Source organism: Micromonospora sp. NPDC048887, assembly GCF_040649715.1.
Taxonomy (GTDB): Bacteria; Actinomycetota; Actinomycetes; order Mycobacteriales; family Micromonosporaceae; genus Micromonospora.
On sequence record NZ_JBEZGA010000002.1, the window covers coordinates 358541 to 384477 of the forward strand.

General features: G+C 73.7%; 23 protein-coding genes. 13 read left to right on the forward strand and 10 right to left on the reverse strand.

Going from position 1 to position 25937, the window contains the following annotated elements; translation table 11 throughout:
* Positions 1-117 precede the first annotated feature (117 nt).
* Positions 118-357 (forward strand): hypothetical protein, encoded by a 240-nt coding sequence (locus AB0C17_RS04850; RefSeq protein ID WP_357380637.1) that lies wholly within the window; start codon positions 118-120, stop codon positions 355-357.
* 47 nt (positions 358-404) lie between these two features.
* On the opposite strand, the gene AB0C17_RS04855 is transcribed toward AB0C17_RS04850, so the two are convergent.
* Positions 405-662, reverse strand: a complete 258-nt coding sequence (locus AB0C17_RS04855; protein WP_357380639.1) for a hypothetical protein — start codon at positions 660-662, stop codon at positions 405-407.
* Positions 663-886: 224 nt separating this feature from the next.
* Here AB0C17_RS04855 and AB0C17_RS04860 point away from each other — a divergent pair, with 224 nt between their 5' ends.
* The 3 genes from AB0C17_RS04860 to AB0C17_RS04870 all read left to right on the forward strand — a co-directional run bounded on the left by AB0C17_RS04860 (position 887) and on the right by AB0C17_RS04870 (position 4431).
* Entirely contained in the window at positions 887-1957 is a 1071-nt protein-coding gene (locus tag AB0C17_RS04860; RefSeq protein WP_357476642.1) for a hypothetical protein, read from the forward strand.
* Between the two features lie 93 nt (positions 1958-2050).
* The gene (locus tag AB0C17_RS04865; protein ID WP_357380643.1) at positions 2051-3310 is read left to right on the forward strand and encodes a M48 family metallopeptidase; all 1260 of its coding nucleotides are present in this window, start codon (positions 2051-2053) and stop codon (positions 3308-3310) included.
* Complete coding sequence (locus tag AB0C17_RS04870; RefSeq protein ID WP_357380645.1) at positions 3307-4431, forward strand: glycosyltransferase family 4 protein; 1125 nt, start codon at positions 3307-3309, stop codon at positions 4429-4431. Before AB0C17_RS04865 ends, AB0C17_RS04870 begins: the two co-directional genes overlap by 4 nt.
* 94 nt (positions 4432-4525) lie before the next feature.
* Here the strand turns inward: AB0C17_RS04870 and AB0C17_RS04875 are convergent, their stop codons facing one another.
* From AB0C17_RS04875 to AB0C17_RS04895, 5 genes are all read right to left on the reverse strand, one after another.
* Complete coding sequence (locus AB0C17_RS04875; RefSeq protein WP_357476811.1) at positions 4526-6202, reverse strand: bifunctional diguanylate cyclase/phosphodiesterase; 1677 nt, start codon at positions 6200-6202, stop codon at positions 4526-4528.
* Positions 6203-6278: 76 nt separating this feature from the next.
* Positions 6279-7091 carry an SAM-dependent methyltransferase gene (locus AB0C17_RS04880; protein ID WP_357476645.1) on the reverse strand — a complete coding sequence of 271 codons (813 nt, stop codon included), beginning with the start codon at positions 7089-7091 and terminating at the stop codon, positions 6279-6281.
* A 195-nt stretch (positions 7092-7286) separates the two neighbouring features.
* Entirely contained in the window at positions 7287-7955 is a 669-nt protein-coding gene (locus AB0C17_RS04885) for a response regulator transcription factor (protein WP_013287678.1), read from the reverse strand.
* A gap of 7 nt (positions 7956-7962) precedes the next feature.
* Positions 7963-9657 (reverse strand): GAF domain-containing sensor histidine kinase, encoded by a 1695-nt coding sequence (locus AB0C17_RS04890; protein WP_357476648.1) that lies wholly within the window; start codon positions 9655-9657, stop codon positions 7963-7965.
* 14 nt (positions 9658-9671) lie between these two features.
* Positions 9672-11474 (reverse strand): AMP-dependent synthetase/ligase, encoded by a 1803-nt coding sequence (locus AB0C17_RS04895; RefSeq protein WP_357476651.1) that lies wholly within the window; start codon positions 11472-11474, stop codon positions 9672-9674.
* Between the two features lie 165 nt (positions 11475-11639).
* On the opposite strand from AB0C17_RS04895, the gene AB0C17_RS04900 reads away from it, so the two are divergent.
* The 6 genes from AB0C17_RS04900 to AB0C17_RS04925 all read left to right on the forward strand — a co-directional run bounded on the left by AB0C17_RS04900 (position 11640) and on the right by AB0C17_RS04925 (position 17088).
* Complete coding sequence (locus AB0C17_RS04900; protein WP_357469645.1) at positions 11640-12095, forward strand: SRPBCC family protein; 456 nt, start codon at positions 11640-11642, stop codon at positions 12093-12095.
* A 40-nt stretch (positions 12096-12135) separates the two neighbouring features.
* Positions 12136-12771: a hypothetical protein gene (locus AB0C17_RS04905; RefSeq protein WP_357476654.1), complete on the forward strand. Its 636-nt coding sequence runs from the start codon at positions 12136-12138 to the stop codon at positions 12769-12771.
* A 73-nt stretch (positions 12772-12844) separates the two neighbouring features.
* On the forward strand, positions 12845-13792 hold the full coding sequence (locus AB0C17_RS04910; protein WP_357380658.1) for an ROK family glucokinase: 948 nt from the start codon (positions 12845-12847) through the stop codon (positions 13790-13792).
* Between the two features lies 1 nt (position 13793).
* Positions 13794-14492: an endonuclease/exonuclease/phosphatase family protein gene (locus AB0C17_RS04915; RefSeq protein WP_357476658.1), complete on the forward strand. Its 699-nt coding sequence runs from the start codon at positions 13794-13796 to the stop codon at positions 14490-14492.
* A gap of 362 nt (positions 14493-14854) precedes the next feature.
* Positions 14855-16267, forward strand: a complete 1413-nt coding sequence (locus AB0C17_RS04920; protein ID WP_357380663.1) for an NAD(P)-binding domain-containing protein — start codon at positions 14855-14857, stop codon at positions 16265-16267.
* Positions 16264-17088 (forward strand): alpha/beta fold hydrolase, encoded by an 825-nt coding sequence (locus AB0C17_RS04925; protein WP_357476660.1) that lies wholly within the window; start codon positions 16264-16266, stop codon positions 17086-17088. Before AB0C17_RS04920 ends, AB0C17_RS04925 begins: the two co-directional genes overlap by 4 nt.
* Before the next feature lie 14 nt (positions 17089-17102).
* Here AB0C17_RS04925 and AB0C17_RS04930 read toward each other — a convergent pair whose 3' ends face one another.
* The 3 genes from AB0C17_RS04930 to AB0C17_RS04940 all read right to left on the reverse strand — a co-directional run bounded on the left by AB0C17_RS04930 (position 17103) and on the right by AB0C17_RS04940 (position 23352).
* Complete coding sequence (locus AB0C17_RS04930) at positions 17103-18521, reverse strand: trehalose-6-phosphate synthase (protein WP_357380667.1); 1419 nt, start codon at positions 18519-18521, stop codon at positions 17103-17105.
* 175 nt (positions 18522-18696) lie between these two features.
* Positions 18697-19536 (reverse strand): DUF308 domain-containing protein, encoded by an 840-nt coding sequence (locus AB0C17_RS04935; RefSeq protein ID WP_357380669.1) that lies wholly within the window; start codon positions 19534-19536, stop codon positions 18697-18699.
* 348 nt (positions 19537-19884) lie between these two features.
* Positions 19885-23352: an adenylate/guanylate cyclase domain-containing protein gene (locus tag AB0C17_RS04940; protein WP_357469736.1), complete on the reverse strand. Its 3468-nt coding sequence runs from the start codon at positions 23350-23352 to the stop codon at positions 19885-19887.
* Positions 23353-23545: 193 nt separating this feature from the next.
* On the opposite strand from AB0C17_RS04940, the gene AB0C17_RS04945 reads away from it, so the two are divergent.
* Complete coding sequence (locus AB0C17_RS04945; protein WP_357380671.1) at positions 23546-23734, forward strand: hypothetical protein; 189 nt, start codon at positions 23546-23548, stop codon at positions 23732-23734.
* 64 nt (positions 23735-23798) lie between these two features.
* On the opposite strand, the gene AB0C17_RS04950 is transcribed toward AB0C17_RS04945, so the two are convergent.
* Positions 23799-24491, reverse strand: a complete 693-nt coding sequence (locus tag AB0C17_RS04950; protein ID WP_013287664.1) for a Crp/Fnr family transcriptional regulator — start codon at positions 24489-24491, stop codon at positions 23799-23801.
* Between the two features lie 246 nt (positions 24492-24737).
* On the opposite strand from AB0C17_RS04950, the gene AB0C17_RS04955 reads away from it, so the two are divergent.
* Positions 24738-25241 carry a polyadenylate-specific 3'-exoribonuclease AS gene (locus AB0C17_RS04955; RefSeq protein ID WP_357380674.1) on the forward strand — a complete coding sequence of 168 codons (504 nt, stop codon included), beginning with the start codon at positions 24738-24740 and terminating at the stop codon, positions 25239-25241.
* Positions 25242-25300: 59 nt separating this feature from the next.
* Positions 25301-25804, forward strand: a complete 504-nt coding sequence (locus AB0C17_RS04960; RefSeq protein WP_357380676.1) for a pyridoxamine 5'-phosphate oxidase family protein — start codon at positions 25301-25303, stop codon at positions 25802-25804.
* Positions 25805-25937 lie beyond the last annotated feature (133 nt).

Consider the following 25937-nt stretch of genomic DNA (forward strand, 5'->3'; position numbering starts at 1 on the left):
TTCGCGGCGGCTGCTGCCTCGTTGTCCGGTTCTGTCGTACCCGAGCGTTAGCGTCGTGGTGACCGACGGTGGTGGCTCCTTCCCCGACCGCCACCGGCGACCCGTCAGGAGGCGTTGATGCTGATCGACTGCGACACCTGCGGCAACCGCGGCGCCGGCTGCTCCGGCTGCCTGGTGACCGCACTGCTCGACTCCGACCCGGCCGACCTGGGTCCGGCCGAGCACCGGGCGATCGAGGTGTTCGCCCGGGCCGGATTCGAGGTCGAGGTGCTGCCACCCGCACCGGTCGCGGCGCCCGTGCCCGCCGCGACACGGGCGCCGGCACCCCGCCGTCCCGGCCGTCGCCGGATCGCCTGACACGCCCGCTGCCCGCTGCCGCGTACGCCGAGGCGAGGGTCCGCGGGTCACCGTCGGCGCGGGTCCGGCCGAGGCCCCTTCGGGTCAGCCGGCACCGTCCGGTCTCGGGTCTGCTTCGCCGACGGAAGCGGGGCGAGCCGCCTGGTGTTCCAGGTGTGATAGAGCCCGGAGAGGGCGGTGGCGATCGTCACCAGGTCGCTGGTCGGGGTGCCGATGAGAGTCAGCAGGATGCCGGTGGCCAGAACGGCCAGGAAGACGATCACGTCGAGATGGCGGCTGCGGTGCAGCGTCCGGTCCGTGCTCATGGCCTTACCTTTCGAGAGTCCTCTGCCCCGCCGCTCGGGGGGTGTGATTCGGTTGTAGCCGCAGCCGGACGGGCTGAGAGCCGAGCTTTTTCCACGCCTGCGCGAGCGCGCAGAAAGCGCAGGTCAGGAATTTTCCACGGAGCGGCGGCCGGCGCTCCGGAACGCCGGCCGATTGCTCACGCGAGTAGCCTGAGGCCGACAGGGCATCCGTTCCTCCTGCCTCGATGGGTCAGCAGATGGCGGTGCAGCACGGCGGGAAGCGCGGGCGCCCGCGCAAGCCACTCGACCGCGCGGGCCTCGATCCGCACCTGCGAGTGCTCGCGGAAGACCTCCGCGCGTTGGTGGGCGACCGGTCGTTCGACGAGGTCGCCCGGGCGATCTACCGCTCTGTCGAGGGCGTGGCAGGTGCCTGCCGGGGTGAGGTGCTCAAGTCGCGTGCCGTCGTGGTGGCCGTGGCCAAGTACTGCGGCGGTGACGAAGAAGAGTGGAATCTCAGGTGGGGACTGGCCTACCTGCACCTGGAAGCGGCGGGGCGGCAGGACCTGCTCCCCAAACGCGGTGAGTCGCCGGACCGCGCGGCGCTGAGGGAGGCGGCCGCGGACGCGGAGACACTGCTGCGTGCCATTGGCGTCAGGCAGTTGGAACAGCGCCGGCTCGCTCTGCTCAAAGCCGAGCCACTGCTGGCCGAACTCGACGAGGAGCTGCCGACGGCGACGGAGAAGAACGGGCGGAACGCGGCGGAGTGCTGGGCCGATCTCACCGATTACCTGAGGCGGCTCGTCCTGCTCTTCACCAACGACCCGATCCCGGCCGGCAACCGTGGCGACGCGGATCTCACCGTCGTCCTGAACTGGCTCTCCGAACTCGGAACACGGACCGGCGTCAGGGAATGGCAGACACTCGCCGCCCAGATCCGTGCCGCCTACGACCTCGCCCAGCACACCGGCTGGTACGCGGTCGATCCTCAGCACACCGGTCTCGCGGCGTACGGGGATGAATTCGCCCGTGTACGCGCCGAGGCCGGCCGCAGGGCTTCACAGCTTGCGCGGGCAAGCGCATACCTGGAAGCCAAGGCCGACCTCGTTCCGGCCGCAGCGGTGGACCGCGCCCGGTACGACCCACCGCGCAGCGGCTACCTCGGCGGCGCGATCCTTCTGGTGCTGCTGGGAATCCCCGTCACCGTGGGCCTCATCTGCGCCGGCGCCCCCACACCCGTCTGGGCCGTCGCGGGACTCGTGGTGATCCATGCGGCGGCGGCCTTCGTCGCGGCGGCGGCGCACGCCCGTCGGGACTGAGGCGGGGCGGTGCGCCGCCGGTCAATATGATGGGCGGTCACGGCGGGAGGGGAGCGGCATGACGCGGACGGGGTACCACGGCGGGGTGATTCGGTGACCCCGCGTGCCTGGGCGCTGCTGACCCTGGGCGGCCTGGCGGTCGCGCTGCTCGTGGCGGTGGTGCTGCTGGTGCCGTGGAGCCGGCCGCCGGCGCCCCGGGCCGACCAGCTCGCGGCGCTGCGGGACCTTCCGGCCGGGCAGGTGGCCCGGGGCCGGGAGTTCCACGGCGCGCTGCGTCCGGCGGCCTGGTCGGCGCTCGCGGTCGGGCTGGTGGTGGCGCTGCTGCTCGGGCTGACCCCGCTGGGCGGCCGCCTGGTCGAACTGGTCGGCCGGCCCTTCGGCGGGCACTGGGTCGCGCAGGCGGTGCTCGGCGGGCTGGCCGTCATGTTCCTCGCCGACCTGCTCACGCTGCCGTTCGCGGCCTGGCGCCGTACCGTGCTGGTTCGCTACGGGCTGAGCACCCAGAGCTGGGGTGGCTGGGCGGTCGACCTGCTCAAGTCGTACGCGGTCAGCGCGGTGATCGGCGCGTTGGTCCTGCTCGGCTTCTACACCGTGGTCCGGCTCGCCCCGCGCTGGTGGTGGGCGTTCGGCGCGGCCGGCGCGGCCGTCCTCGTGGTGGTGCTGTCGTTCGTGCTGCCGGTGCTCGTCGAGCCGGTGTTCAACCGGTTCACCCCGATGGAGCCGGGCCCGCTGCGCAGCGAGCTGACCGCGATGGCCGCCCGGGACGGCGTGCCGGTGCGCGACGTGCTCGTCGCCGACGCGTCCCGGCGTACCAGCGCGGTGAACGCCTACGTCTCCGGGCTCGGCCCGACGCGCCGGGTGGTCGTCTACGACACGCTGCTGCGCGAGGCCGAGCCGGCGGAGGTGACCAGCGTGGTCGCCCACGAGCTGGGGCACGCCAAGGACCGGGACGTGTGGACCGGCACGCTGCTCGGCGCGCTCGGTGCCGCCGCCGCGGTGGTGGCGCTCTACCTGATCGGGTCCTGGACGCCGCTGCTGCGGCTCGCGGGCGTCGACTCGATCGCCCAGCCCCGGGCGTTCCCGCTGCTGATCGCGCTGGTCACGGTCGCCGGCCTGCTCGCCACGCCGGCACAGGCGCTCGTCTCCCGCCGGATCGAGTCCCGGGCCGACGCCCACGCGCTGGCGCTCACCGGCGACCCCGCGACGTTCGAGGCGATGCAGCGGCGGCTGGCCGGGGTCAACCTGGCCGACCCCGACCCGCCGCGCTGGGAGCGCCTCTGGTCGGCGACCCACCCGTCCACCGTGGAGCGGATGGCCGCCGCCCGCGCCTACGCCAGGGAGCACGGCCGATGAGCCGCACCTTGCTGATCACCAACGACTTCCCGCCGCGCCCCGGCGGCATCCAGTCGTTCGTCCACAACCTGGCGGTGCGCCAGCCGCCCGGCTCGGTCGTGGTGTACGCGTCGAGCTGGCGCGGTGCGGAGAAGTTCGACGCCGACCAGCCGTTCGAGGTGGTCCGGGAGCGGACCCGGGTGCTGCTGCCCACCCCGCTGATCGCCCGGCGGGCGGCGCGGCTGGCCCGCGCGTACGACTGCGACACCGTCTGGTTCGGCGCGGCGGCCCCGCTGGGGCTGCTCGCCGCGGGCCTGCGGCGGCGGGCCGGGATCCGCCGGGCGGTGGCGCTGACCCACGGGCACGAGGTCGGCTGGGCGGCGCTGCCCGGCGCCCGGTCGGCGCTGCGCCGGATCGGCCGGGGCGTGGACGTGACCACCTACCTCGGCGAGTACACCCGGGAGCGGCTGGCCCGCGTGCTGGACGGGCTGACCGAGCTGCGGCGGCTCGCACCCGGCGTGGACGTGGACACCTACCACCCGGACGTCGACGGCCGGCAGGTCCGATCGCGGCTCGGGCTGGCCGACCGCCCGGTGGTGGTGTGCGTGTCACGGCTGGTGCCCCGCAAGGGCCAGGACATGCTGATCCGCGCGCTGCCGGCGATCCGCCGCCGGGTGCCCGACGCCGCGCTGCTCGTGGTCGGCGGCGGACCGTACCGCTCGACGCTGGAGAAGCTGGCCCGGCAGACCGGGCTGGAACGCGACGTGGTCTTCACCGGGTCGGTGCCCTCGGCCGAGCTGCCCGCCCACTACGCGGCCGGAGACGTCTACGCGATGCCGTGCCGCACCCGCAACCGGGGCCTGGACGTGGAGGGTCTCGGGATCGTCTACCTGGAGGCGAGCGCTACCGGACTGCCGGTGGTGGCCGGCGACTCCGGTGGCGCCCCGGACGCGGTCCGCGAGGGGGAGACCGGGTACGTCGTCGGTGGCCGGGACGTGGCGCAGCTCGCCGACCGGGTGGCCACGCTGCTCGCCGACCGGGATCTGGCCCGGCAGTTCGGCGCCGCCGGCCGTGCCTGGGTGGAGCGGGAATGGCGCTGGGAGACGCAGGCGCAGCGGATGGCCGCCCTGCTGGCCGGCTGACCGCGCGCTGGCCGGATCCCGCGCGCCGGCTGGATCAGGCGGCGCGGGCCGGATCAGGCGGCGGGCCGGCCGGTCAGGAGCGGCGCCGGCCGGGTCAGGAGGCGGCGTCTACGTGGGCGGGTACCCGGCCCAGGTGCGGCGCGGCCGCGCCGGGACGGCCGAAGTGCCAGCCCTGACCGGCGTCGCAGCCGATCGCGCGCAGCCGGTCGGCCTGGTCGGCCGTCTCCACGCCCTCGGCGGTGACGGTGAGGTCCAGCGCGTGGGCCAGCGCGACGAGCGAGGCGAGGATCCGCTCGTCGGTGCGGCTGCCCGGCGCGCGCAGGCCGGTCACGAACTCGCCCGCCACCTTCAACTCGTCGACCGGCAGGTCCCGCAGGTACGCGAGGTTGCAGTATCCGGTGCCGAAGTCGTCTATGGCGATCCGGACACCGAGGTCGCGGAGCACCCGCAGGGCCCGCACCGGCTCGACCACAGTGCTCATCATGGTGCTCTCGGTGATCTCCAGTTGCAGGCGGTGCGGCGGCAGGCCGGTGTGCCCGAGCACGCCGCGTACCTCGGTCACCAGGTCGCTGCGGTGCAACTGCCGGACGGCGAGGTTGACGCTGACGAACGGCGCGTCCCCGTCCACGCCCGGCCAGCTGCCCGCCTCGCGGCACGCCTCGGCCAGCACCCAGCTGCCGAGCCGGACGATCAACCCGGTCTCCTCGGCCAGCGGGATGAAGCTGTCCGGCCGCAGCACACCCAGCTCCGGGTGACGCCAGCGCACCAGCGCCTCCATGCCGAGCACCCGCCCGTCACGCAACGACGTCAGCGGCTGGTAGTCGAGGTAGAACTCGCCCCGGTCCAGCGCGGCGGGAATCGCCGCGGACAGCGCGTACCGGGCCAGCTCCCTTCGGTTGCGGTCGGCGTCGAACAACGACCAGCGGGCCCCGCCGGCGGCCTTGGCCCAGTGCAGCGTGCTGTCGGCCGCGCGCATCAGATCCATCGGCGAGGTGCCCGCGACCGGCCGCTCCACGATGCCGATGCTCGCGGACACGGTCAGCTCGTGGCCCTCGACGAGCGCCGGCTCGCGTACCGTCGCCAGCGCCGCCTCGGCGACCTTCACCGCGTCGTCGGTGCCGGCGGTGCGTTCCACGAGGATCACGAACTCGTCGCCGCCGAGTCGGGCCACCAGGTGTTCACCGAGCGCCCGGTGCAGGCGCTGGGCCACTGTCACCAGCAGCGAGTCGCCGACCTGGTGGCCGAGGGAGTCGTTGACGACCTTGAACCGGTCCAGGTCGAGGAAGCAGACACCGACCCGGTCGGCGCCCCGCCCGGGCGCGGTGATCGCGTCGGTCAGCCGTTCGGTGAACAGCGTGCGGTTCGGCAGGCCGGTGAGCGGGTCGTGGGTGGCCTGGTGCCGGAACCGGGCCTCACTGTCGCGCAGTGCCCGTTCCGCCTGCGCCCGGGCCATCATGGCGGCCCGGCGGATGGACTCCTGCTCGTCGAGCGTGCGGTCGCGCAGGGCGCGGGCGTACCCGGTGGCCACCGTGGCGAGCAGCCGCGCCATCCGGTCCTCGACGTCGTCGACGACCAGGTCGAGGTCGCGGACCAGGCGCAGCTGGATCACCTCGACGGTGCGGCCCAGCCCTTCCGCGGAGGCGATGTGCGCCTGCACCAGCTCCGCGCCGACCTGCTGGCCGATCCGCAGGTCGAACGGCTCGGCACGCAGCGCCTCGGCCAGCCGCTCGGTGAGCCGTTGCAGCATCTCCTCGAGCTGCGACTGGGTCATCGGCAGGTAGCTGGTGCCGGAGACCGCCTTGGCCCAGGCCCGGGCGAAGACGCCCGGGCGGCAGGGGGCCGCGTCGTCACGCACCGAGCCGCCCCACCCCGCCCATGAAGACGGCCCGCTCGGCGTTCTCCGCCTGGTCGGGGGAGTCCGGCCGCCACTGCGGCACCCACACCACGCCCGGGTCGACCAGCTCGAAGCCGTCGAACAGCGCGGTCAGCTCGGCCCGGCTGCGGATCCAGAGCCGGCTGTCGGTGCGCCGATAGACCCGTTCCGCCTCGGCCCGCTCGCCGGTGCCGGCACGGCCGTCCTCGCTCGCCTGGGAGAGCACCAGGTGACTGCCGGGCGCCAGCGCCGAGCGCAGCTTCCGCAGGATCTCCTCGGGGCGGTCGGCGTCCGGGATGAAGTGCAGCACCGCCACGATCATCACGGCGACCGGCTCGGTGAAGTCCAGCAGCCGGGTGACCTCCGGGTGCGCCAGGATCGCCTCCGGCCTGCGCAGATCCTCCTGGAGCACGGTGGCGTTCCCGTTGCCGGCCAGGATCTCCTGGCTGTGCGCCACCGCCACCGGATCCACGTCGACGTAGACCACGCGCGACTCCGGATCGATCCGCTGGGCGATCTCGTGCACGTTGCCGACGGTCGGGATGCCCGAGCCGATGTCCAGGAACTGGCGGACGCCGGCCTGGGCCAGGTATTGCACCGCCCGGCGCAGGAACGCGCGGTTGGCCTGGGCCATCAGCGGCGCCTCCGGCACCGCCTCCACCATCGCGCGGGCGGCCGCCCGGTCGGCCGCGAAGTTGTGCGAGCCGCCGAGGTAGTAGTCGTACATCCGGGCGACGCTGGGGCGCTCGATGTCGATCGTCTCGGGTGCCCAGTCCGGCCGCTGCATGTCCTGCCCCTCGGGTGTCGGCGACACGCGGTCCCCGCCGCCGCGTGGACCACCCGGGTATTCTGCCCCTCCGCCGTCGCGGTGCAAAGACCGCCGTCGCTACGCGTCCGGCCGTTCACCGTACGCGACCACGCATGGCGTGAACGCCGCGAGAGGCCCGCGTCCGTGGCGGACCGGGCCTCTCGCGGCGGTGCGTCAGAACTTCGGGGCGTCCGGGGCCTCCAGGAGCCCCAGCCGCAGCGCGGTCATCAGCGCCTGCGCCCGGTTGGCCGCGCCCAGCTTCTCGTAGAGCTTGGAGATGTGGGTCTTGGCGGTCGACTCGCTGACGAACAGCTGCTTGGCGATGCCGGCCACGCTCATGCCGTCGGCGAGCAGGCGCAGCACCTGGCCCTCGCGGGGGGACAGCTGCGGGCCGGACGGCGCCAGCCGGCGCTTCATCGCCTCGGCCAGGTCGGCGGCGGTGAACGCGCTGGGGGAGGAGGCGGCGTGCCGGGCGGCGGCCACCACCTCGTCGGCCGGGGCGGTCTTCGGCACGAACGCGCTCGCACCCGCCTCCAGGGCGCCGAAGAGCTGGTCGTCGCCGGCGTACATGGTGAGCACGACGATGCCCATTGACGCGCTGGACTTGCGCAGGGCGCGGGTGGCCTCCAGGCCGCTGCCGTCGGGCAGGCGCAGATCCATGATCACCACGTCGGGCTGGAGCGCGCCGGCCTGGCGCACGCCCTCCGCGGCGGTGGCGGCCTCGCCCACGACCTCGAACTGACGGTCGCGCTCGAACGCGTGACGCAGCCCCTTGCGGATGAGGTCGTGGTCGTCGACCAGGAGAACCTTGGTACGGGTGGCCGGTGTCGGACTGCTGGTCATCCTCGGGTTACTCCCCTTCTGCTGCTGCGGCGCTGCCGCGCACCTTATCGCGCCGGGGCGACGAACCGAGCACCACCGCCACAGTCGTCCCACTCGGCTGCCGCGGCCTGATCTCCAACCGGCCTCGGATACGTTCCGCCCTCTCCGCCATGATCGCAAGGCCATAGTGCCCGTCCGGGCGCTGGTCACCGATGCCGTGACCGTCATCCGACACTTCGATTCGGGCGAACGGGGGATCCACCTCGCATGTGACCCACAGGTTCGAGGCGCCGGCGTGCTTGCGGGCGTTCGTCACCGCCTCCTGCGCGATCCGCAGCAACTCGGCCTCGGTGGCGGCGGGCAGCCGGGCGGTGGACTCGTCGAGTGACAGGTGCACCCGCAGGCCACCGGAGGCGCCGACGGTGCGGGCGTACTCGGCGATGGCGGCGGCCAGGCCGCCGTGCCGGTCCACCTCGCTGCGCAGCTCGAACAGGCTCAGCCGCAGCTCGGTGATCACCCGGGTGACCTCCTGGCGCAGCGTACGCAGCGAGTCGGCGGTCTCGTCCGCGTCCTCGTGCACGGTGGCCAGCGCGTTGTCGATGCCGTAGCCGACCATGACCAGCTCCTGGGCGACCCCGTCGTGGATCTCCCGGGCCAGCCGCTGCCGCTCCTCGTTCGTGGCCAGCGAGCGCACCTCGTCGAAGAGCAGCGCCGCCTCCAGCCGCAGCGCCGCCGGGCCGGTCAGCGCCGTCACCCGGGACACCACCGGCGGCGGGTACGCGGCGGCGGTGTCCGCCTCGATCACCACCAGGCCGACAGTGCGTACGCCCGCCACCAGCGGGACGATCAGCGCGGACACCTCGCCGGAGCGCCGCGACCGGGCCTGCGAGCGCGACGAGACGGTCGGCTGCTGGCTGGCCCAGGCGTCGGCGATGGCCGAGTCGGCGTCGAGCGTGGTCTCCCAGTCCACCCGGTCCGCGCCGATCTGCGCGAGCACCACGAGCCGGCCGCCGCCGCTGGCGGACAGCACCGCGCCCCGGTCGGTCTTGGCCACCACCCGCAGCTCCTCCAGCAGGTGCTCGGAGATGCCACCCGGGTCCAGGGTCGCGCCGGGCAACTGCCGGGCCACCGTACGGAGCTGGGTGAGCAGTCGGGTCGCCTCGGCGTACGGCTGGGGTTTGCCCTCGCCGCGCACCCGCATGACGCGCTGGAGCGTGCCCGCGGTGTAGAGGCCGAGCCCGGCCAGGATCAGCCACTGGGCGCAGACCGTGAGGTAGCCGACCTGGCCGAGCTGCGGCCCGCCGTCGACCTTGGTGAACGCGGCACTGGCAAGCAGCGTCGCCGCCGCGACCACGAGCAGCGCGGCGCCCTCGCGGAACCGGCGGCTCAGCGCGGTTACGGTGACCGGCACGGCGAGGTACGGCAGCACCGCCGAGGCGCCCAGCCCGCCGGTCACGCCGGTGAGGTGGGTGTCGGCGGCGACCTGGCTGGCGGCCAGCCCGAGCACCACCACCTCGGCGAAGCGGCTGAACGGGGCGAGCAGCCGGTGTTGCGGTGCGAGCACGGCGGGCAGGCCCGCGACGCCCAGCAGCGCGATCCACCAGAGCTGGGCGGCGTCACGGGTGGCGAACAGGGTCAGGGCGGCGACCAGCGCGAGGAGGACCGCGCGAGCCGCTACCGCGAGGGGCTGCGTCGACGGCTGGCGGGATGTGGAGGCGGGCACGTGACGGATGGTAGTCAGCCCCGGTAGATCTCGGCGATCTCCGAGGCGTACGTCTTGTGCACGACCTGACGCTTGACCTTCAACGACGGGGTCAGCTCACCGGTGGTCTCGGTGAAGTCCTGCGGCAGGATCCGGAACACCTTGATCGCCTCGGCCTTGGAGACCGCCTGGTTGGCCTGGTCGATCGCGGACTGCACCTCGGCGCGAAGCGCCGCGTCCTCGCGCAGCTCGGCGATGCTGGTGGTCTCCGGGAGCCCATGCCCGGCCAGCCACTTCGGCAGCGCCTCCTCGTCGATGGTGACCAGGGCGGCGATGAACGGCTGCCGGTCGCCGACCACCACGCACTGGCTGATCAGCGGGTGCGCCCGTACCTGGTCCTCCAGCACCGCCGGGGCGACGTTCTTGCCGCCGGCGGTCACGATGATCTCCTTCTTGCGGCCGGTGATGCTCAGGTAGCCGTCGTCGTCGAGATGCCCGAGGTCGCCGGTGCGGAACCAGCCGTCGGTGGTGATCGCCTCGGCGGTGGCCGCGTCGTTGTGCCAGTAGCCCTGGAAGACGATGTCGCCGGCGATCAGGACCTCGCCGTCGTCGTCGATCCGGATGGTGACGCCGGGCAGCGGCCGGCCGACGGTGCCGATCCGGGTGCCGGTGGGCAGGTTGGCGGCGGCGGCCGGCGAGGTCTCGGTGAGCCCGTACCCCTCGCAGATGGTCACCCCGACGCCGCGGAAGAAGTGGCCGAGCCGCGCGCCGAGCGGCGCGCCGCCGGAGATGGCGTCGCGGCACCGGCCGCCCATCGCCGCCCGCAGCTTGCGGTAGACCAGCTTGTCGAAGAGGGCGTGCTGCGCGCGCAGGCCCAGGCCGGGGCCGCCGGGCAGCTCCTGCGCCTCGCTCCACGCGATGGCGACCTTCTCCGCCCGGTCGAAGATCTTGCCCTTCCCCTCGGCCTCGGCCTTCTGCCGCGCGCCGTTGTAGACCTTCTCGAAGACCCGGGGTACGGAGAGCACGAACGTCGGCTTGAAGTCCTGGAGCTCGGCGACCAGGTTCTTGGTGTCCGCGCAGTGCGCCATGGTGGCGCGGGCGTGCACCACGCCGACCTGGATGAGCCGGGCGAAGGCGTGCGCGAGCGGCAGGAACAGCAGCGTCGAGGCGCCCTGCCGGAACAGGTTCGGCAGCACCGGCACCGCGTTGGCGATGTCGGTGTAGATGTTGCGGTGGGTCAGCACGCAGCCCTTGGGCCGGCCGGTGGTGCCGCTGGTGTAGATGATCGTGGCGACGTCGTCGGCCTTGAGCAGCGAGCGGCGGGTCGCCACCTCGGCCGGGTCCACCGACGCGCCGGAGGCGACCAGCTCGTCGACCGCGCCCAGCTCGATCTGCCAGACCTCGCGCAGGTCCGGCAGCCGGTCCCGGACACCGGCGACCAGGGTGGCGTGCGCGGTGCTCTCCACCACCACGGCGACGGCGCCGGAGTCGCCGAGGATCCAGGCGGCCTGCTCGGCGCTGGACGTCTCGTAGATCGGCACGGTCACCGCGCCGGCCGCCCAGATCGCGTAGTCGAACAGCGTCCACTCGTAGCGGGTGCGGCTCATCAGGCCGACCCGGTCACCGGGGGAGACACCCGCGGCGATCAGGCCCTGCGCCAGCGCCACCACCTCGTCGCGGAACTGGCGGCAGGTCACCTCCTCGCGCACCGCCGTCCCCGCGCCGGGGCGGACGAACTGCACGGTGTCCGGGGCGACCTCGGCGTTTTCCCAGACCGGGTCGGTCAGGTTGGCCGCGTCGCCGACGGTGACGATCGGCGGGACGGAGAACTCGCGCACCTGCACTCCCTCGTGCTCTACCGGCGGGGCCGGCCTGGTCGGCTCTGTCGAAACCTACCCGCACACCCCGGGGGGTCTGCCAGGGAGGTTGCCCGCCCGGCTGGTGGGACGCCGTCCGGCGGGTGGAGCGGGACCGGCCGGGACGCGGCCGGGTAGCCTCCCCCCATGGCGGACTCCTCCACCCAGTCGATCATCATCGGCGCGTCACCGGACCGGGTGGCGGCCGTCATCTGCGACTTCCCGAGCTATCCCGAGTGGGCCGAGGCGGTACGCCGGGCCGAGGTGATCGAGGAGTACGAGGACGGCTACGCCAGCCAGGTCCGGTTCACCCTCGACGCGGGCGTGATGGCCGACGAGTACGTGCTGGCCTACGAGTACGCCGAGGACATCTCCCGGATCGAGTGGCACCTGGTCGCCCCGTCGAAGATGCAGCGCTCCCAGCGCGGCTCGTACGACCTGGTGGGCAACCCGGACGGGACGACCACGGTGACGTACACGCTCGAGGTGGAGCTGTCCGTGGCGATGCTCGGCATGTTCCGCCGCAAGGCCGAGAAAATGATCATGGACGCGGCGTTGAAGCAGCTCAAGCGCCGGGTAGAAGCACCCGGTGCGGCGCACTGACCGATCGTCGTCCCGGTAGTCACGCTGAAGGAGCCGAACCATGGGCACCACTGATCCGGGTTCGGCCCGGGAAGAGGCCGAGCGCCTCGTCGCCACCCTGCTCGCCGGTGCGAAGCTGGCCGCCGCCGCACCCGGCTCCGGCGCCTGGGGTCCGCTCGGTGGGATCATCTCCGGTGTCCTCGGTCACACCCCGCCCGGCGCCGGTCCCGCCCCGGAGCCGTCCGGCAGTGCCGGTTTCGCCACCGGCTCCCCGGAATGCTGTGTCTGTCCTGTCTGTCGCGGTATCGCCGCGTTGCGCGACCCGAGTCCGGAATTCACCGAGCGGCTCGCCACCGGCGCCGGGGACCTGGCGGCCGGGGTGGCCAGCCTGCTGCGCGCGTTCAACCCGGCCGAGCCGGAGCGAACGGCCGACGACGGCCCTGCCGCTCCGGCCGGATCCGGGGACCACGTGTGGCGCGAGGGGACCCGTACCGGGCATGATTCTCAGCCGGCACCCGAGCAGGACGTGTGGTCCGCCGCCACCCGGGGGGAGGGCGCGGCCGATTCGGGTGCCGACGCCGACGCCGCCGGGCCGCCGGAGCCGGACACGAGCCGGTCACCGGCCGGCCGTCCCGTGGTGCCCGCCTCGCGGGCGTCCGGCGAGGTGGGCGCGGACGCACCAGGCGACGGGGCCTGACCACCGGACATCCCGGGACCGTACGGCCGGTTCGGCCGGTTCGCGGGCAGCACAGCAGAGGGGAGTGGCAGCGGTGACGCTGACCATCGGAGTCGACGTCGGTGGCACGAAGGTGGCCGGCGGTGTCGTGGACGACGCCGGCACGGTACTCGTGCAGACGCGACGGGACACCCCCGCCGACGACGTGGCGAAGACCCGCGACGTCATCATCGAGGTGGTCACCGAGCTGGCCGCCGGTCACGCCGTGGAGGCGGTCGGCATCGGCGCCGCCGGCTGGATCGACGCCTCCCGCTCCACAGTGCTGTTCGCGCCGAACCTGGCCTGGCGGGACGAGCCGCTGCGCACGTACGTCGGCGACGCCACCGGCCTGCCGGTGATCGTGGAGAACGACGGGAACGTGGCCGCCTGGGCGGAGTTCCGCTACGGCGCGGCCCGCGACGCCGACGACTCGATGGTCATGTTCACCATCGGCACCGGCGTGGGCGGCGGCATCGTGCTCGGCGGTGACCTGGTCCGCGGCGCCAACGGCATCGCCGCCGAACTGGGCCACATGCTCACCGTGCCGGACGGCCACCAGTGCGGCTGCGGCCGGCTGGGCTGCATCGAGCAGTACGCCAGCGGCAGCGCCCTGGTCCGCTTCGCACGCGCCGCCGCCCGGCAGGAGCCGCACCGGGCCACCGCGTTGCTGGAGCTGGCCGGAGGCGAGGCCGAGACGATCACCGGCCCGATGGTGACCGCCGCGGCCAAGGGCGGCGACCCGGTCTCCACCGAGGCGTTCGCCCAGGTCGGCCGCTGGCTCGGCACCAGCCTCGCCGACATGGCGCAGATCCTCGACCCGCAGGTGCTGGTGGTGGGCGGCGGCGTGATCGACGCCGGTGACCTGCTGCTCGGCCCGACCCGGCGGTCGTTCGCCGACGCACTGGCCCAGCGCAGCCGCCTGCCCGTCGCCGAGGTGCGCCCGGCCGAGCTGGGCAACACCGCAGGCGTCATCGGCGCCGCCGACCTGGCCCGGCGGATCTGACATGACTGACGCGGGTGTGCCGCTGCGGGTGGTGTCGTACAACATCCACAGCCAGCGCGACGACACCGCCGCCCTGGCCGAGGTGGTCCGGACGGCGGCGCCGGACGTGGTGATCGTCCAGGAGGGACCGCGCCGGTTCCGGTGGCGGCAGAAGTGCGCCGCGTTGGCCGAGTCGTTCGGCATGGTGGTGGCCACCGGTGGCCTGCCGTCGCTGGGCAACGTGCTGCTGACCAGCCTGCGGGTGCGGGTCACCGACACCAGGTGCCAGCAGTACCCGCTGACGCCCGGGCGGCACATGCGCGGCGCCGCGTACGCGCAGTGCCGCGTCGGCGGCGTCGAGGTGCTGCTGGCCGGCTCGCACCTGTCCACCGACCCGGCCGAACGGCCCGCCCAGGCGGCGGCGTTCAAGCGGGAGCTGGCCGCGTCCACGCTGCCCGTGGTGGCCGGCGCGGACCTCAACGAGGGCCCGGACGGCCCGGCCTGGCAGACCCTCGCCGAAGGGCTGACCGACACGGCGCTCGCCGCCGACCGGGCCGACCGGCACACGTTCTCCTGCGCCGACCCGCGCCGCCGCATCGACGCGCTGTTCGTCGACCCCCGGATCACCGTCGTGGATTACGACGTGGTGGACACACCGCTGACCCGCCGCGCCAGCGACCACTTCCCGGTCCTGGTCGACCTGCTGCTGCCCACCGCCTGACCGGCGCGGACCGCCGAGCGCGTCCCAGCCGGGGCGACTGCCGTTACGCACAGTCATGTGATCGGCTGCCGGAAGGCGTACCGCTTCGCCGCCTTTGCTCTGCCGCCACATACGCGCCAGCTACCCGCCGTGACCGACGGGTCGCGTCCGGCCAGACGGCCGCGAGGCATCAGCGCAGCTAAAGACGGTGCTGCGTCAGTGGCGGCAGAGCAAAGGGCCGACGAGTGTACGCCTTCGGCGCGGCCGGTCCACTCACGCTCGGTCACCGGCTCTGCGGTGACGCTCTGTCAACGGCACCGGGCGGGCGGGCGGTGCCGAATCGGTGGCTGGACAACGGCGGGCATTCTCGGCAGGATTTCGCGGTGTCCTCCTCCACCGACCCCGACCCCGGCCGTCCCGATCCGGACCGGACGGTCGCACCGAGCCGTGACGAGCGCCCGGTCTCCGACCGGGGCGAAACGGTCTGCGTCATCGGCGCCGGCGCCAGCGGTCTGACCGCCGTCAAGAACCTGCGCGAGGCCGGCTTCGGCGTGGACTGCTACGAGCGGGAGACGGGTGTCGGCGGCGCCTGGAACTGGCGGCACGACCGCAGTCCGGTGTACGCCAGCACGCACCTGATCTCGTCCCGGCCGTTCACCCAGTTCCCCGACTTCCCGATGCCCGACGACTGGCCGGACTACCCGCACCACAGTCAGCTGCTGTCCTATTTCGAGCGGTACGCCGACCACTTCGACCTGCGCCAGCACATCTGGTTCGGCACCGAGGTGGTCCGCGTCGAGCCGGTCGAGGGGGACCGCTGGGACGTGACCACGCGCAGCACCGGCGGCTACGGCCCCGAGCGCACCTCCCGGTACGCCGCCGTGGTGCTCGCCAACGGCCACAACTGGTCGCCGAAGCTGCCTCGCTACGAAGGGCTTGAGGAGTTCCGCGGCGAGGTCATGCACGCCTCGTCCTACAAGGACCCGGCTCAGTTGCGCGGCAAGCGGGTGCTCGTGGTCGGCGCCGGCAACACCGGCTGCGACATCGCGGTGGAGGCCGCCCAGCAGGCGTCGCAGTGCTGGCACTCCACCAGACGTGGCTACTGGTACGCCCCGAAGTACGTCCTCGGCCGCCCCGCCGACCAGGTCAACGACACGCTGCTGGCGTTGCGGGTGCCGCTGCGGGTGCGGCAGTGGCTCTACCACTGGACGCTGCGGCTGACCGTCGGCGACCTGACCCGGTTCGGCATGCCCAAGCCGGACCACCGGGTCTACGAGACGCACCCGATCGCCAACAGCCAGCTCGTCTACTACGTCGGCCACGGCGAGGTCACCCCGGTGCCGGACGTGGCCCGGTTCGACGACCGCGCGGTGGAGCTGACCGACGGCCGGCGCATCGACCCGGAGCTTGTCGTCTTCGCCACCGGCTACCTGCCGCGCTTCGAGTTCCTCAAGGGCCGGGTGCTCGGCGACGAGGACGGCTCCGGGCGGCCCCGGCTGTGGCTCAACGCGTTCACCGCCGGTCATCCCACGCTCGCCGTGGTCGGCCTGGTGCAGCCGGACTCCGGCATCTTCGCGATCTCGCACTGGCAGAGCGTGCTGTTCGCCCGGCTGCTCACGCTGCGCGCCACCCGGCCGGAGCGGGCCGCCGCGTTCGACGGCAGGGTCCGGGCCGGCCTCGGTGAGCGGTACTCGGCGAAGGTCAAGGACAGCACCCGGCACTGGTTCGAGGTCGGGCACGCCGACTACCTGCGCGCGCTCCAGCGGGCGCTGCACGAGCTGGAGGGCTCCAAATGACGACCGAGCGGGTGCGGGTGGTCCGGTCGTGGGAGTGGGCCCGCCCGGAGCGGCCCGCCCGCCGCGAGGTGCTCGCCGCCGTACCGGACCGGGAGGAGGCGAAGCCGCCGCTGCTGTTCGTGCCCGGGTTCGGGCACGGCGCGTGGGCGTTCGCCGAGCACTGGCTGGGGCATGCCGCCGGTCGCGGCTTCCCGGCGTACGCGCTGAGCCTGCGCGGGCACGGCGGCAGCGAGCCGGCGCCGGAGGCGACGCTGCGCTCGTACACCCATGATGTGACGCAGGTGGCGGCGAGCCTGCCGCGGCAGGCGGTGCTGGTGGGGCACGGCGCCGGCGCCCGGGTCGTGGCGCACGCGCTGGCCCGCTACCCGGCGCGGGCCGCGGTGCTGGTGGCGCCGGTGCTCGGCGGCTGGGCGACGTTCGGTACGGCGTTGCGGCGCAACCCGGTCGGCACGGTGCCGGCGGTGTTCGGCGGCGGGCTGCGGCTCAACCGGCGGCAGTTGTTCAGCCCGGAGCTGCCGGACGCCGACGCGCGGCGGCACCTGGCCCGGCTGGGCCGCGCCGGGCGGCGGGCGCAGTGGCAGCTGCTGACCGGCCGGTCACCGGAGCCCGCGGTGGGCCGGCCACCGGTGCTGGTGCTCGGCAGCCCGGACGACCGGGTGCTGCCGGCGACGGCGCTGACCAAGGCGGCCCGGCGGTACGCCTCGGCGCCGCTGCTGTTCCCCGGCATGGGCCACGACATGATGCTCGACGCCCGCTGGCGGGAGCCGATCGACGCCATCCTGGACTGGCTGGAGAAGGACCCGGCGCCCACCAGCGGGTGAGCGCCGGGCGCCGGTCACCTGGTGGCGGGGCGGCGGCCGACGAGCGTTCCGCTCTCCTCCAGCGCGCTGAGGTAGGACGCCGCCCAGGCGTGGATGTCGTTGTGGGCCAGGTGTTCGCGCATCGCGCGCATCCGGGCCGTCACGTCCTCCGGACCGGCGCGCAACGCGGCCAGCAACCCCTGCTTGAGGCCGTCGAGGTCGTGCGGGTTGACCAGGTACGCCTGCTCCAGCTCGGCGGCGGCGCCGGCGAACTCGCTCAGCAGCAGCGCGCCGGTGCCGTCGACCCGGGCCGCCACGTACTCCTTCGCGACCAGGTTCATGCCGTCGCGCAGCGGCGTCACCGCCATCACGTCCGCGACCCGGTAGAGCGCCACCAGCTCGGCACGGTCGAACGGCTGGGTGAGGTAGTGGATCGCCGGCTCGCCGACCCGGCCGAACTCGCCGTTGATCCGGCCGACCTGGTGCTCCACCCGGTCGCGCAGGATCTGGTACTGCGCCACCCGGTCGCGGCTGGGCACCGCCACCTGGACCAGCACCGTGTCGCGCACCTTGATGTCGCCGTTGGCGAGCAGCTCGCGGTACGCCTTGAGGCGCTGCTCGATGCCCTTCGTGTAGTCCATCCGGTCGACGCTGAGGATCACCTGCTCCGGCTGGCCGAGGTCCTGCCGGAGCCGGCGGGCCCGCTCGGCGACCTCGGGACGTGACGCGAGCGCGGACATCTCGGCGGTGTCGATGGCGACCGGGAAGGCGCCCACGCGCACCACCCGGCCGTCCACGCCGATCCGCCGGTCGGTGGCGGGCAGGCCGAGCACCTTGGTGGCGAGCTGGGCGAAGTTGTGCGCGGCCTGGGCCCGCTGGAAGCCGACCAGGTCGGCGCCGAGCATGCCGCGGAGCAACTCGGCCCGGCGGGGCAACTGCATGAACAGTTCCGGCGGCGGGAACGGCACGTGCAGGAAGAATCCGATCCGCAGGTCGGGGCGCAGCTCGCGGAGCAGGCCGGGCACCAGTTGGAGGTGGTAGTCCTGCACCCAGACCAGACCGCCCGGCTCGGCCACCCGGGCCGCCGCCTCGGCGAAGCGCTGGTTGACCCGCTGGTACGCCTCCCACCAGCGGCGGTGGTACTCCGGCTGTTCGACGGCGTCGTGGTAGAGCGGCCAGAGGGTGGCGTTGGCGAAGCCCTCGTAGTGGTCGCGGAAGTCCTCGGCGCTCAGCGGCACCGTGTGCATCCGGACGCCGTCCACGTCCGGCAGTTCGGGTGCGGGGCCGGTGCCGCCGGCCCAGCCCACCCAGGTCGCGGGCGTGTGCCGCAGCAGCGGGTGCAGGGCACTCACCAGGCCGCCGGGGCTGCGGCGCCACTCGAAGGCGCCGTCGGGCGCCACGCTGTCGTCGATGGGGAGGCGGTTGGCCACCACCACGAGGGGGCTCTGTCGCATCTCGGGCAATCCGCTCAGCAGGGGACCGGCGACCCGGAAGGAGACGCAAGCCGGACAGCCGGTGCGGGACGTGACGTTCAGCCTATTCCTACTGACTGTAAGTTACACGCTTGTTACGCCCCGGCCCAGGGCCCCCGGCGTCCCGGCATCCGGGCAGCGCCCGGTGACGCGGCTGTCAGACGACCGCGCCGTCGTCCGGGTCGTGGTCGTCCCGGTCGCCCGGACGCAGCCGCCAGATCAGCATCACGAAACCGGCCAGGATGCCGGTGAAGCCGAGCAGCGTCACCACCTGCGGGTCGACCAGCGACACCACGGTGGGGGAGAGGAACAGCAGGAAGCCGAGCACGATGCAGGCCACGCCGAGCACCGCGTACTTGGAGAAGCGGGGCAGCGGGGGCGGCGGGGGCGGGGTGTAGTGCTCCTCGTCCGACGCCTCGTCGGGCAGGTTCGCGCCGAACGTGTCCAGGCCGTCGAGCAGCGAGGGCTCGTCGTGCCGGTCCCGGCTGAGCGAGACGCCGGAGACGTCGGCCGCGTACGGCAGCCGGCGTACGTCGGTGGCGGTCGGGCCGGCGGGCTCCTCGGCCCGGCCACCGGCGACGGTGCCCGGCGCGGGCGGGTCGTCCACGTCCTCCGCGGCGGGCCAGGGGTGGCTGCCGGCGCTCGGCGCGGTGTGGAAACCGGCGACGATCTTCGCCCACTCGGCCTCGATGTCCGGCTCGTCGGCGCGCGGCGCGTCACCCCCGCCCTCGTCGGCGAGCTGGGTGAGGTAGTCGCGGGCGGTGGTCAGGTGCGACCTGTCGACGTAGAGCCGGTCGACCGGGCGGGCCGGGACGGTGGTGGTGCGGGTCACCGGATTCAGGTCGGCCGAGGGCTGGAGGTAGGCCGCGATGCCACCGGCGGCGAGCACGTCGAGCAGGTGCTCGCCGACGCGTGGATCGACGTCGCCCGCGACCGCGTACTCGGCCGCGTCGAGCCCGTTGTCCCGTCGTCCCCGACGGGGCCCGCCCCCTGACAACGGACACCCCCTTCGCCGATCCCTGCCCGTGCCCTGAATCGTGACACGTCGGCACCCGGTTCCGGGAGTGCGTTGTGGCGTGCCGCTCGTCGTTCGTGCTCTCTTCCCGGTGTCCCGCCGGCACCGACGGCGCTCCGGGGCCGTGCGGCGACCCGTCCGCCGCCACCGACACGGGACGGAGGCCGGTGCTGTACTGGCCAGCAGCCACCTCTTTTCCTCGGATGCCCTCCTCACTCCGCTGATCGTCAAGCGAAAAGTCACATTCATCGCCAAAGCCGAATACTTCCCCGGTAAGGGGACTCAAGGGCCCGCTCACCGGTCCCGGCCGGATCCGCAGGCCGCCCCGGCTCAGGTCGCCCCGGCGATCCGCAGCAGGCCCGCTGCGGCGTGCCGGCCGGCGAACGCGCGTACCCGGTCCAGCGTCGCCGCGCCGGCCGGCGGATCCGCCTCGGTCAGCGGCACGACAGCCAGCGCGGACGCGATCATCTGGTCGGTCACGTCGGTCATCTCCGCGTACCCCTCGGCCGCTGTGGTGAGCAGCCGGCCCGCCCGCGCGGCGTCGCCGTCGTCCCGGGCCAGGGCCGCCTCGGCCGACCGCCCGGCCGAGCGCGCCCAGCGGGTGGTGCGCGGCGACCTCGCCAGCAGGTCGCGCACCAGCACCGCGGCGTCGCCGCCGAGCAGCGCGGCGACGTGGCCGATCGCCGGCACCCACTCGGCGAACGGGATCATCCGGGTCTGCCGCCAGTCCTCGTCCAGCTCGGTCAGCAGCGCCATCGCCTCCTCCCGGCGGCCCTGCACCGCGCGGCAGAGCGCGGCGTGCGCCAGCGTGGAGCGCAGCACCCGCTGGAAGCCGCTGCGCCGGGCCGCGACGAGCGCCTGGTCCACCAGGTCCTCGCCGGTGCCCGGACCGGCCGGGTCGTCGCTGAGCGCCCGGATCCAGCCGGACACGGCCACGATGTGCATGTCCCACTCGTCGGTCGGGCGCCGCGTCGACCCCTCGGCCATCCGCAGCGCCGCCGTCCAGTCCCCGCTGTAGTACGACCGGGCCCACTGGTCGCTGAAGTTCACCGTCAGGGCGTGCTCGCCGGCGAGGTCCAGTGACCGCTGCTCGTCGACAAGCCGGGCCGAGCCGGCCAGGTCGCCCTCCTCCTGCAGCACCCAGGCCAGGTTCTGCACCGCGCGGCTACGGCCGGTCAGCCGCTCCACCCGGCACTCCTCGGTCACCTCGGCCAGCTCGGCGTACGCCTCCTCGGCGCCGGCCTGGTAACGGACCACGGCGAGCGTGATGCGCGCGTTCGCCCGGGCCTCCCGCATCCCCAGCCGCTCGGCCAGTTCGGCCGCGGTGCGGGCGGCGATGCACGCCGGCTCGGTCTCCGCGTCGAGCATGTGCGCCCGGGCCAGCTCCAGCAGCACGCCCACCTTGTCCTCGCTGTCCGGCAGCGTGGCGTGCAGCCTGATGGCCCGGTCCAGGCAGCGCATCAGCTCCGAGCGGTCGGCCCGGGCGAAGGCCGCCGTGGCCAGCAGCCGCCACGCCTTCGCCGCGCCCTGCCGGTCACCGGTGTCGGCCAGCCGGCCGGCCAGGTCGGTGAGCAGCGCCGTCCCGCCGCCGTCGAGGAAGCCGTCCCGGTCCCGGTAGAACGCCAGCTCGGCCCGGAACAGCTCCAGTGCCGGGTCCGGACCGCACTCCACGCTCAGCGCGCGGTCCACCAGCGTCGCCGCGGTCTCCAGCGCGTGCAGCTCGTACGCCCGGCGCGCGGCCCGGTGCAGCGCGGACCGGGTCGCGCCGGCGTGCGCGGTCTGATCCAGCCCGACGGTGCGGGCGATCTCGTGCGCCGTCCATCTGTGGTTGGCCAGCACCTCGGCCCGGTCGTGCTGCCGGCCGTCGGCGAGCTGCTCCAGCCAGTCGGCGGTGCGCTGGTGCCGGCCGACCCGCTCGGCCCGGGGCAGCCGCTGATAGCAGACGTCCCGGACCAGCACGTGCCGGAACCGGTACTCCGCCTGGTCGGGCATCGTCGAGACGGGCAGCTCGTAGACGAGGTCACGGCGCTGGAGGCGATGCAACGCGCGCTCGACCCACTCCACCGGGCGGCCGAGCGCCAGCGCCACCGGCGCCGCCCAGAACTGCACGCCGACCACCGAGGCGGCCTGGAGCACCGCGCGGTCGGCCGGGTCGAGCAGGTCCAGCCGGTTGGCGATGACCGCCTGCACGGTACGCGGCATCCCGGCGCCCCCGGACGGGTCGACGAGCGTGAGCGGGGCCGTCCGCTCCGCCAGGCCGCCGTCGAGCAGCATCCGCGCGTACTCCTGGGCGTAGAGCGGGTTGCCGTCGGCGAACTCGATCAGCGGTGCCCGTGCGTCCTGCGGCAGCGTGGCCTGGCCGAGCAGCAGCGAGTAGAGCGTGTCGATGTCCCCGTCGTGCATCGGCGGCACCGAGATGGACATCGCCCCGCTGATCGTGCCGGTCCAGGCGGGGTGCCGCTCGCGCAGCTCCGGGCGGGCGGTCGCGACGACGAGCAGCGGCACGTTGCGGGCCGCCGCGCCGAGCTGCTCGACGAAGGACAGCATCGCCTCGTCGGCCCAGTGCATGTCCTCGAAGACGAGCACTGTGGGGCCGGTCGTGGCCAGCGTGAGCAGGAAACGCCGCCACGCCGCCTCGGTCTCGGCCGAGGTGAGCCGTTCGCCGGAGACGCCGACGAGCGGGCCCAGCGCCTCGGCCAGCCGTACCGCGTGCGGGTCGGCGAGGCGGCCCAGCCGCTCGCGCAGCCGTTCCCGGACGGTGGCCGGGTCGTCGACGCCGGTCAGCCCGGCCCAGCCCCGGACGATGTCGGCCAGCGCCGCGTAGGTGACGTTCTCGCCGAACGGCGGGCACTGGCCGGTCAGCCAGGTGACGTGCGTGCCGGGCAGGCTGGCGGCGTGCCGGGCCAGCTCGCGCAGCAGCCGGCTCTTGCCCACCCCGGCCGGGCCGAAGACGGTGAGCAGCTGCGAGGTGCGCTCGGTCAGCGTGCGGTGCAACGCGCTGACCAGCAGGCCGCGCTCGTGGTCGCGGTCGACCATCGGGGTCAGCTCGGCGGTCTGCCCGTCGCGCCGGGGCCGGGCCCGCACGGCCAGCCAGATCCGGCTCACCGTGGACCGGCCGCGCAACGTCACCGGCGGCTGGTCGTCGTACTCCATCTCGCGCCGGGTGGCCGCCCAGGTGCTCTCGTCGACCACCACGCCGCCGACCGGGGCCAGCCCCTGCAACCGGCTGGCGGTGTTCACCACGTCGCCGGTGACGAACGCCTGGCCGCCGTCGCGGGCCGCGGCCAGGTCGACCAGGGCCTCGCCGGTGGCGATGCCGACGCGGAACCCGAGTGGCGGATGCGGTCCGGCCGGCTGCTTGGCCAGGCTGCGTTGCAGCTCCAGCCCGGCGCGGACGCAACGTAGCGCGTCGTTGTCGGTGGCCACCGGCGCGCCGAACAACGCCATGACGGCGTCGCCGATGTACTTCTCCACCACGCCGCCGTACTGGTGCACCAGCCGGCGCACGGTGGAGAAGTAGGCCTGTTGCAGGCCGCGGGCCTGCTCCGGGTCGGCCCGCTCGGCGTACGTGGTGAAGTCGACGATGTCGATGAAGAGCACGCTGACCTGACGGCGGTCCTCCTGCACCGCGACGGTGTGGTCGCGCAGCGGCTGCCCGCAGTTGGTGCAGAAGTTGGCGCCGGTGTCGTTGGCGTGCCCACAGCCCGGGCAGGCCGCCGCGAGCGGGCGCCCGCACCCGCCGCAGAAGCGGTCGTCCGGCCCGGCGGTCCGGGCGCAGTGTCCACAGGTGAGGTCGATGTCCGGCTCCGTACGCGTGAGGTCCCCAGTGTCCCGCGCGGCCGCGCAGTCGGGTACCCGACGGGTCGGCGGGACGTCACGGCTGTTCGGCCGGGTCTAGTCTCCCCTAGCAGGAAGTCCTTTCGACAGGGAGTTTGCCGTGCACGTCCGGCTGTCCACCTCATGGACCGATCCACGGGGGACGGTGTGGGCCGTGGGCGACACTGTCGACGTGGACGCCGTCACGCTCGCCGAACTGGAGGAAAAAGGCATGGTGGAGCAGCCCGCCGGTAGCGGATCGACCGAGACCACGACCACCACGACCACGCCGCCGAAGAAGACCGACCCGTCGAAGATCGGCCCCGGGCCCACCGCGCCCCCGGCCGACACCGACGACGACTGACCGGGGCGTACGACGAACGCGGCGGGGGCCGGCGGGACGACCGCCGGCCCCCGCCGTCGTCGTGTCAGCGGTCGTTCATGCCGGCCCGGCGGCGCAGCGCGGCCACGTCGGTGACCACGATGCGGCGTCCCTCGGTACGCAGCCAGCCCCGGCTGGCGAACGAGCCGATGGCCTGGTTGACGCTCTGCCGGGAACCGCCGGCCATCTCGGCGAGCTGGCTCTGGTTCAGCTCGATCGTGATCATCGGGGCCTGGCTCTCACCGGCCAGCCGGACCAGCGTCTTCGCGACCCGGCCGGGCAGGTCGAGGAAGACGTGGTCGGCGTTCTGCTCGGTGAGCCGGCGGATCAACTGGCCCAGCGAGCGCATCACCGCGTCCAGGATGCGCGGGTTGGAGTGCACGAGCTCCATGAACGCGGGCCGGGACAGCGCCAGCGCGGCACAGTCCTCGATCGCCTCGGCCGACGCCGAGCGGGTGGAGGCGTCCAACAGGGACACCTCGCCGAGCACGTCCGGCGGTCGGATCACCGACAGCACCGCGCGCTCACCGGTGGGGGCGGTGCGGAACACCGCCACCGCGCCGCGGCGCAGCACGATCAACGACTCGCCGGGGTCGTTCTCGACGAAGAGCAGTTGGCCCTTGCGGTAGGTGCGCGGTACGGCCGCAGCGATGACACGCTGCCGCACCTCCGGCTCAAGCCCGGCGAACATCTCCACACCCGTGAGCGCGTCACCCGGCTCCGGCAGGCGAGACTCCACGGCTCAACCCCTCCCCGGTCAGAAGTCACGACTCGCACACCGGGTGAAGCTCTCAGTCCCGGTACGAAGCAGCTCAACCGGTTCGGCGCCCGACGGCGGTACACATCAGATCATGACGCTCCCGTCGCGTGCTGTACACCCCCGGAAACACTTCCGTGACCATGCCCGGTCGCCGCCGGCACGCCGCCGACCTCGGCGGACGCCCCGGCGACCGGTCCGCGCGACCGATGGGCGAGGATGGGTGCGATGGTCTACCGCTATTTCTACGACTGCGAATTCATCGAGGACGGCCGCATCGTCGACCTGGTGTCGATCGGCGTCGTCGACGAGTACGGCCGCGAGTTCTACGCGGTCTCCACCGAGTTCGACGACTCCCGGGCGGTGCCCTGGGTGCGGCGCAACGTGCTGGACAAGCTCCCCTCGCCGGCCGACCGGGCCTGGCGCTCCCGCGAGCGCATCCGTGACGACCTGCACGAGTTCCTGCTGGCGCCGGTGCGGGACCGGCCGGGTGAGCAGCTGGAGCTGTGGGCCTGGTACGCCGCGTACGACCACGTCGTGCTGGCCCAGCTCTGGGGCGCGATGCCGGCGCTGCCCCGGGAGATCCCCCGCTTCACCAAGGAGCTGCGTCAGCTCTGGGACGACCGGGGACGTCCCCGGCTGCCGGACGCCGAGGCCGACCGGCACGACGCGCTCGTCGACGCGCGGCACAACCTGGCGCGGTGGCGGGCGATGACCGCGCGGGAGGTTTGACCGGTTCCGCCCAGGGCACCGGAGCGGCAGCTACGCCGATCCGAGGACAGGAGTGCCCCATGAGCAAGGAGCCGACAAACGCCGCGGACGCCCGTCGCCGGGTCACCGAGCTGATCCGGGACGCCCGGATCTGCCTGCTCACCACCACCGGCGTGGACGGGCGTCTGGTCAGCCGCCCGATGGGGTTGCAGGAGGCGGAGTTCGACGGCGACCTGTGGTTCTTCGCGTACGCCGACTCGGCGAAGGTGCGGCAGATCCGGGTGAACCCGCAGGTGAACGTCGGTTTCTCCGACCAGCGGCACCATGCCTGGGTCTCCGTGGCCGGCACCGCCACGGAGGAGTGGGACGCCGAGCGGGCGAAGAAGCTGTGGAACCCGCTGCTGAAGGCGTGGTTCCCGGACGGGCTGGACACGCCCGGGATCACGTTGATCAAGGTGCACGCCGGGTCGGCGGAGTACTGGGACTCGCCCGGCAGCGCCGTGGTGAATCTGCTCGGCTTCGCCAAGGCGGCGGTGACCGGCAAGCCGCCGAAGTCGGGGGAGAACCACGAGGTCAGCTACTGACGGGTAGCCCGTCCGCCGTCCGGAACGGCCCGGGGTGCGGTGTCGGCGTACACCTGTGCCGACTACAGTGCGCAGTGACGGCCCGCCCCGGGCCGGCAACGGCGCCGATGGTCTGATCTGACACATATCCTGG

Excerpts from the sequence above, each read along its gene's own strand:
- AB0C17_RS04850 (WP_357380637.1), top strand. The coding sequence starts at position 118 with ATGCTGATCGACTGCGACACCTGCGGCAACCGCGGCGCCGGCTGCTCC.
- AB0C17_RS04855 (WP_357380639.1), bottom strand. The coding sequence starts at position 662 with ATGAGCACGGACCGGACGCTGCACCGCAGCCGCCATCTCGACGTGATC.
- AB0C17_RS04860 (WP_357476642.1), top strand. The coding sequence starts at position 887 with ATGGGTCAGCAGATGGCGGTGCAGCACGGCGGGAAGCGCGGGCGCCCG.
- AB0C17_RS04870 (WP_357380645.1), top strand. The coding sequence starts at position 3,307 with ATGAGCCGCACCTTGCTGATCACCAACGACTTCCCGCCGCGCCCCGGC.
- AB0C17_RS04875 (WP_357476811.1), bottom strand. The coding sequence starts at position 6,202 with ATGACCCAGTCGCAGCTCGAGGAGATGCTGCAACGGCTCACCGAGCGG.
- AB0C17_RS04880 (WP_357476645.1), bottom strand. The coding sequence starts at position 7,091 with ATGCAGCGGCCGGACTGGGCACCCGAGACGATCGACATCGAGCGCCCC.
- AB0C17_RS04885 (WP_013287678.1), bottom strand. The coding sequence starts at position 7,955 with ATGACCAGCAGTCCGACACCGGCCACCCGTACCAAGGTTCTCCTGGTC.
- AB0C17_RS04900 (WP_357469645.1), top strand. The coding sequence starts at position 11,640 with ATGGCGGACTCCTCCACCCAGTCGATCATCATCGGCGCGTCACCGGAC.
- AB0C17_RS04905 (WP_357476654.1), top strand. The coding sequence starts at position 12,136 with ATGGGCACCACTGATCCGGGTTCGGCCCGGGAAGAGGCCGAGCGCCTC.
- AB0C17_RS04915 (WP_357476658.1), top strand. The coding sequence starts at position 13,794 with ATGACTGACGCGGGTGTGCCGCTGCGGGTGGTGTCGTACAACATCCAC.
- AB0C17_RS04925 (WP_357476660.1), top strand. The coding sequence starts at position 16,264 with ATGACGACCGAGCGGGTGCGGGTGGTCCGGTCGTGGGAGTGGGCCCGC.
- AB0C17_RS04930 (WP_357380667.1), bottom strand. The coding sequence starts at position 18,521 with ATGCGACAGAGCCCCCTCGTGGTGGTGGCCAACCGCCTCCCCATCGAC.
- AB0C17_RS04955 (WP_357380674.1), top strand. The coding sequence starts at position 24,738 with ATGGTCTACCGCTATTTCTACGACTGCGAATTCATCGAGGACGGCCGC.
- AB0C17_RS04960 (WP_357380676.1), top strand. The coding sequence starts at position 25,301 with ATGAGCAAGGAGCCGACAAACGCCGCGGACGCCCGTCGCCGGGTCACC.